Source organism: Microcystis sp. M_QC_C_20170808_M3Col (assembly GCF_007095505.1).
Lineage (GTDB): Bacteria > Cyanobacteriota > Cyanobacteriia > Cyanobacteriales > Microcystaceae > Microcystis.
Genome location: NZ_SFBY01000245.1, coordinates 1 through 6,264, shown reverse-complemented (window position 1 = coordinate 6,264; position 6,264 = coordinate 1). Strand labels below are relative to the sequence as shown.

Here is a 6,264-nt window from a genome sequence, read left to right as displayed (position 1 = left end):
GTTAGTATGGAAATAAATAACATCCTAGAAACTGAAGATAGAGAGGTGTTTATGACCTTATCTCAAACCTATCAGGAATGGAAGGAAGCAACTAAACGGGAAGGACTCGAACAAGGACGCGAGGAAAACTAGAGGCTAAACTGGAATCTATTCCCCGTTTGCTTGCTTTGGGTTTAAGTGTGGAACAAATCGCTCAAGCTTTGGATTTAGACTTAGAACAAGTCCGACAAGCGGCGCGAGAGTAAAGGTGGAGAGTTAAAACGCAAAAATGCCACAATGGATAAAATAGGCATTTTCTGACTAACTGACATCTTCTATGAGTAACCACCTAAGCGGAAGCGAGATTCGCCAGCGATTTTTAGACTTTTTTGCGGCCAGAAACCATAAAATTCTCCCTAGTGCCTCTCTAGTCCCAGAAGACCCCACCGTTTTGCTGACTATTGCGGGAATGCTCCCTTTTAAACCGATTTTCTTAGGGCAAAAGACCCCAGAATTTCCCCGCGCTACCACTTCCCAAAAATGTATTCGCACCAACGATATCGAAAATGTCGGCCGGACTGCTAGACATCATACTTTTTTTGAGATGTTGGGCAATTTTAGCTTTGGTGATTATTTTAAAGAACAAGCGATCGCCTGGGCCTGGGAATTGTCCACAGAAGTTTTTGACCTTCCCCCCGAAAGATTAGTCGTTAGTGTCTTTAGGGAGGATGAGGAAGCTTTCGCTATCTGGCGCGATAAAATCGGTATTCCTGCCCATCGTATCCAAAAAATGGGCGAAGAGGATAACTTTTGGGTATCGGGTCCCACGGGTCCCTGTGGTCCCTGTTCGGAAATTTACTACGATTTTCACCCAGAATTAGGGGATAAAACCATCGATTTAGAGGATGATAGCCGTTTTATCGAGTTTTATAACCTCGTCTTCATGCAGTATAACCGCGACGCGGACGGTAATCTGACACCCCTAGCGAATAAAAATATCGATACGGGGATGGGTTTGGAACGGATGGCGCAAATCCTGCAAAAAGTCGCCAATAACTACGAAACTGACCTAATTTTCCCGATTGTCGCCGAAGCGGCCCGGTTAGCAGCGATAGACTACCAGAAAGCGGACGAAAAAACGAAAGTTTCCCTAAAAGTCATCGGCGATCATGTGCGTTCGGTAGTACACATGATAGCGGATGGTATCTCAGCATCGAATACTGACAGAGGTTACGTCCTGCGTCGTCTGATTCGGAGAGTAGTACGGCACGGGCGTTTAATCGGTATTGAAGGTCAATTTATCACCAAAGTGGCGGAAGTTGCGATCGCTCTTTCCGAGTCCGTCTATGGCAATGTTCGGGAACGAGAAACGGTGATCAAGGCAGAATTAGAGCGAGAGGAAGCGAGATTTTTAGAAACCCTAGAAAGAGGCGAGAAACTGCTCGAATCGATTCTAGAAAAAGAAAAAAGCCAGATTTCGGGAGTCGATGCCTTTACCCTTTATGATACCTATGGCTTCCCCCTCGAACTCACTCAAGAAATCGCCGAGGAGCAGGGTTTAAGCGTCGATACGGCGGGTTTCGAGCAGGAAATGAAAAAACAGCAGCAAAGATCAAAAGCCGCCCACGAAACCATAGATTTGACGGTACAGGGCAGTTTAGATAAGCTGGCGGAACATATTCACCCGACGGAATTTCTCGGTCATACGGATTTGCAAGCAACCGCAACAGTAACGGCAGTTTTGGTCGCCGGTAAAACGGTGGAATCGGCCGCATCAGGCACTGAGGTGCAGGTAGTTCTCGATAAAACCCCTTTTTATGCCGAATCGGGTGGACAAATCGGTGACAAGGGTTATTTAACCGGCGATAATCTGGTTATCCGCGTTGAGGATGTGCAGAAAGAATCGGGGATTTTTATCCATTTTGGTCGGATTGAGCGGGGAATTGTCACCACTGGCGATACAATTAATGCTCAGATCGATCGCTCCTGTCGTCGTCGCGCCCAAGCTAATCATACCGCCACCCATCTGCTACAATCGGCCTTGAAAAAGCTTGTCGATGGGGGGATTTCCCAAGCAGGTTCCCTCGTCAATTTCGATCGCCTCCGTTTTGATTTTAACTGTCCTCGTCCCCTGACTAGCGCTGAATTGCAACAGGTGGAAGAACAGATTAACACTTGGATTGCCGAAGCGCATGACACCGAGATAGCGGTGATGGGATTGGAAGAAGCGAAGCAGAAGGGAGCTATTGCCATGTTTGGCGAGAAATACGGCTCAGAAGTGCGAGTCATCGATATTCCTAGCGTTTCTATGGAATTATGCGGGGGAACTCACGTTAAAAATACCGCCGAGATCGGTTTATTTAAAATCATCTCCGAGACGGGAATCGCCGCGGGAATTCGTCGCATCGAAGCGGTGGCCGGCCCTGCCGTGTTAGCATACCTGAATGAACGGGATCAGGTGGTGCGGGATTTGTGCGATCGCTTTAAGGTCAAACCTCTGGAAATTCCCGATCGCATTACGGCCTTACAATCAGAGTTAAAGGGGACACAAAAGCAGTTAGAAACGATTAAACAGGAGTTAGCCCTAAATAAATCGGATGCTTTGCTATCTCAAGCCGAATCTATCGGCGAATTTAAGCTATTAGTCGCTTCTTTGGGCGATATTGATGCTAATGCTTTGATGGCCGCAGCCGAAAGACTACAGCAAAAATTAGGGGAAGGGGCAGTGGTTTTGGCCTCGACTCCCGCAGCTGATAAAGTGAGTTTAGTGGCCGCTTTTAGTCCCCAGGTGATTAAAGATCGGGGTTTACAAGCGGGTAAATTTATCGGTGCGATCGCTAAAATCTGCGCTGGTGGTGGTGGTGGTCGTCCCAATTTAGCTCAAGCTGGGGGACGGGATGCTAGTAAGTTAAGCGAAGCTTTAGCTAAGGCCAAAAGTCAGTTAACTAGCAGTTTACAATAGTTTTAAGGGTGGACATTTTGTCCACCTTTAAAAAATTAGTTATTCTCTCGGTGTGATTGGTAAAAATAATATGGAACTACTGATCAAGAATTTGGGATCAATTAGAAATAATAATCAAGCTATAGATTTAACTAAGAAGTTTTACACTTTTATTGGCTATAACAATAGTGGCAAAACCCTAGTTTCTCAGCTTTTATGGACAATTTTTAATCATGACAATATTGAAAAGTTTTCCGAAAATACCCAAATTGATTTTTTAGTAATTGACTCGGAAAAACCTATTAAAAAAATTACGATCAATCAAGAATTAATCGATGAGATTCTCAATAAATTTAGCCAGTTTATTGAAAAAGAAGTTGTTAATACTTATAATCTTGATGCCAGTATTAAAGAAACGATCATTGGTTCCAATAAATTAATTTTTCAAGCGGATATCAAAGAATTTAAAGAGACGAAATTTAAAACAACTTTTTTGGTTCGTGTTGCAGGAAATAATGATCTGGAGTATTTACAGATTAGCAAGGGCAAAGGTAGCCTAACAATAAATATAAAAGAACCTAATATACCTGAAAAAGTATTTGATCAAATACCCAGAGACTTTTTTGAGAGAGCTAAACCATCCAAGGAATCAGTAATTATTTCGTCAATAATAAGAGTGCTTTTGTCTCAGACAGAAGATACTTTTTTTATCCCCGCTAGTCGTAGCTTTTTTCCTGTTTTCTACCAGTACATTTATGAGATAGAAAGAAATAAGAGAATTGAGTCTAACCGTCTATTTTTAGAATTAATAGAAAATATTGATGATGATAGTGACAGTAATGAAGATAAATTAAAACGTCTTCGGGAACAATTACCCAAAAGGTCTTATACAGAACCAATGAATAAAGTGATTGAATCGCTTTATTCTCTCAATACCAAGAAAAAAATTAATTCAGTTTATAATTCTCTGATTGAAAAGATGAGCGGATTAATGGGAGGAGAAATCACCATTTCTAGTCTAGAATCGATCGCACCTATTCAATTTTCTTTCAAATTCGATGAAAGCAAAGATTTACCCATGTATCTAGCTTCATCTTCAGTCAATCAGTTGACTATCTTGTATCTTTATCTCAAATATTGGGCCAAGGAAAAAAACAATTTTTTGATGATAGATGAACCAGAAGTTAATTTGCATCCCGAAAATCAAATTCGCTTAATGGATATTTTAGTTCAATTTGTCACCGAGCATGATAATCGAGTTTTGATCACCACCCATAGCCCGATTTTAACTGATATTCTCAACAATTATGTTTATCTTCATACCTTAAAAAGTTATGATGTTGATGTCACAAAAATTATTGAAGATAATCAATTAAAAAATTTAAATCCAGAAATTTCAATTGCTAAAGAAGACTTAGGAGTTTACTTTTTCACGGGTGATATAATTATTGATTATGGAACCAGTCAATATGGTGTTTATTTTCGTAACTTTAAAGAAGTTATCAACTCTGTGCAGAAATCTGGAGAAATTTTAACCAACCATATCTATTTAGCAGAGAATGAGTAAGTCTAACTCAAAAAAAGAAATATTTTCCCTTAGACAAGAGTTTCATCAAGCTTTAGAAAAATGGGGTTTTATTGAAGAAATCTGCCTTAGTCAGGATGCGTGTATTGAAATTCAAGAAACAAATAAGAGCGAGTTAAAGAAAGTAGTTATTAATCACTTACAGTTATCGTCTAAAAATGACAAAAATATATCTACAGAAGTAGATAAAATCTGGGTTATCAATTTAGAAAAAGAGTTATCCGGTATCTCTGCTTCCGGCAAAACCCCTGAAAAAGCTATATTAGTTTTACAGAGAAAAGTCGATGATGCCGGTAAAATTATCAATTATCATCTGCAAATTTGTTTAATTGAACTCAAAGCATCCCTACAGGCAAAAAAAGACAAAGAAAGCACATTAAAGCAGATTGCTGGTAAATTTCAAAGCGGGATGAATAGAATCTATATGCTTCTGACTCTCAATAATCATGCTAATCCCCAGAAAAACTATCAAAATGCACAAATATTTGTGCAATTCAGAGGAATTATTTTTTATAATTGCAACGCAATTAAAGATAGTGATATTGCCAAAGAAAATGATCAAGACTATAATTTGAGTGAGAGTACCTTATATAAAATTCTCTCTCAACCTACAAAATCAGATTTATTAACCCTAGAAACCCTATTAGAAGAACGAGATAAAATCGTCGTTAGGTTCATCCAAAAGCCCAATCAAAATCAAAATTATATCACCATAGGACTGAAAGATTTACTCGGCTCTTCGTTATACTAAATCTGGTTACTAGATTTGATTGTTCAGGCGACTCAAAGGGAGAAAAGAGCTTTAAAGGGTCAAGATAAGATAGCTTTGAGAGTGGGCAAGGTTCTTAATCAGTTTAAAGTCAATAAATACTATAACCTAGAGATAACAGAAGAAGGCTTTTCTTATCAGCGTCAGCTGGAATTAATCGCTCAAGAAACGGCATTGGATGGTGTGTATGTGTTAAGAACTTCTGTGGAGTCAACCTTGATGGATGCAGCGATAACGGTTAAAGCTTATAAAAGTTTATCTCAAGTGGAGGAAGCATTTCGCTGTTATAAGTCAATTGATTTAAAGGTACGTCCTATCTATCATTATAAGGGTGATAGAGTCAAGGCTCATATCTTTTTATGTATGTTGGCTTATTATGTGGAATGGCATTTAAAACAGTCCTTGGCTCCTTTATTATTTGAGTATGAAGAAATTGATGATAGTTCCGTTGATGTGATTAAAGCGAGTCCCAGTGAATCCGCTCAGTCTAAAGAGAGAAAAAAACGGAATCACGAGAACATTCCTGTGCATAGCTTTCGGACTTTGTTGGAAGACTTGGGGACGATTTGCTTGAATACAGTAGAATGTAGGATTAGAGAGGGAAGTTATCGTTTTTCTAAGATAACTCGACCGACCCAACTGCAACAATCATGCGTTAGATTTATTAGGTGTTTCCTTGATTTGTACCCAGTAACGGGGTATCGTAAATTCTCTTAATCCCTTCTACAGCACAGGTTATGGCTTTTTGTCAACGGGGAAGTCCAGTTATTAAGCTGACGTGGAGATGCTTAAAGGGAGCATCTTGCTTTTCCAAATAAGTTTTTGGACAATTCACAGTAAATATCTAGGGTCTGCTGAAAAAGTTTTTCGGTGGGGGTTGGGGGTTGGGGGTTGGGGGTTGGGGGTTGGGGGTTGGGGTGTGGGGTGTGGGGTTTTACCCATTTTCAGGTGGTCAATTACCTAATTTTCAGGGAAAAAGTCCCTGAATTT

The 6,264-nt window shown here is 40.0% G+C and carries 4 protein-coding genes and 1 pseudogene; all 5 read left to right on the top strand.

The genetic code is table 11. The features are described from left to right. Positions 1 to 245: pseudogene (locus tag EWV84_RS11095) on the top strand (flagellar assembly protein H); the annotation flags it as partial. Positions 246 to 316: 71 nt separating this feature from the next. Then, positions 317 to 2,941 carry an alanine--tRNA ligase gene (gene alaS, locus EWV84_RS11090; RefSeq protein ID WP_287078050.1) on the top strand — a complete coding sequence of 875 codons (2,625 nt, stop codon included), beginning with the start codon at positions 317 to 319 and terminating at the stop codon, positions 2,939 to 2,941. 70 nt (positions 2,942 to 3,011) lie between these two features. Next, complete coding sequence (locus EWV84_RS11085; protein ID WP_287078049.1) at positions 3,012 to 4,487, top strand: AAA family ATPase; 1,476 nt, start codon at positions 3,012 to 3,014, stop codon at positions 4,485 to 4,487. Beyond that, positions 4,480 to 5,256: a hypothetical protein gene (locus EWV84_RS11080; RefSeq protein ID WP_287078048.1), complete on the top strand. Its 777-nt coding sequence runs from the start codon at positions 4,480 to 4,482 to the stop codon at positions 5,254 to 5,256. Before EWV84_RS11085 ends, EWV84_RS11080 begins: the two co-directional genes overlap by 8 nt. 81 nt (positions 5,257 to 5,337) lie before the next feature. After that, positions 5,338 to 5,991, top strand: coding sequence for an IS1634 family transposase (locus tag EWV84_RS11075; protein ID WP_287078047.1), 654 nt, complete (start codon positions 5,338 to 5,340; stop codon positions 5,989 to 5,991). Positions 5,992 to 6,264 lie beyond the last annotated feature (273 nt).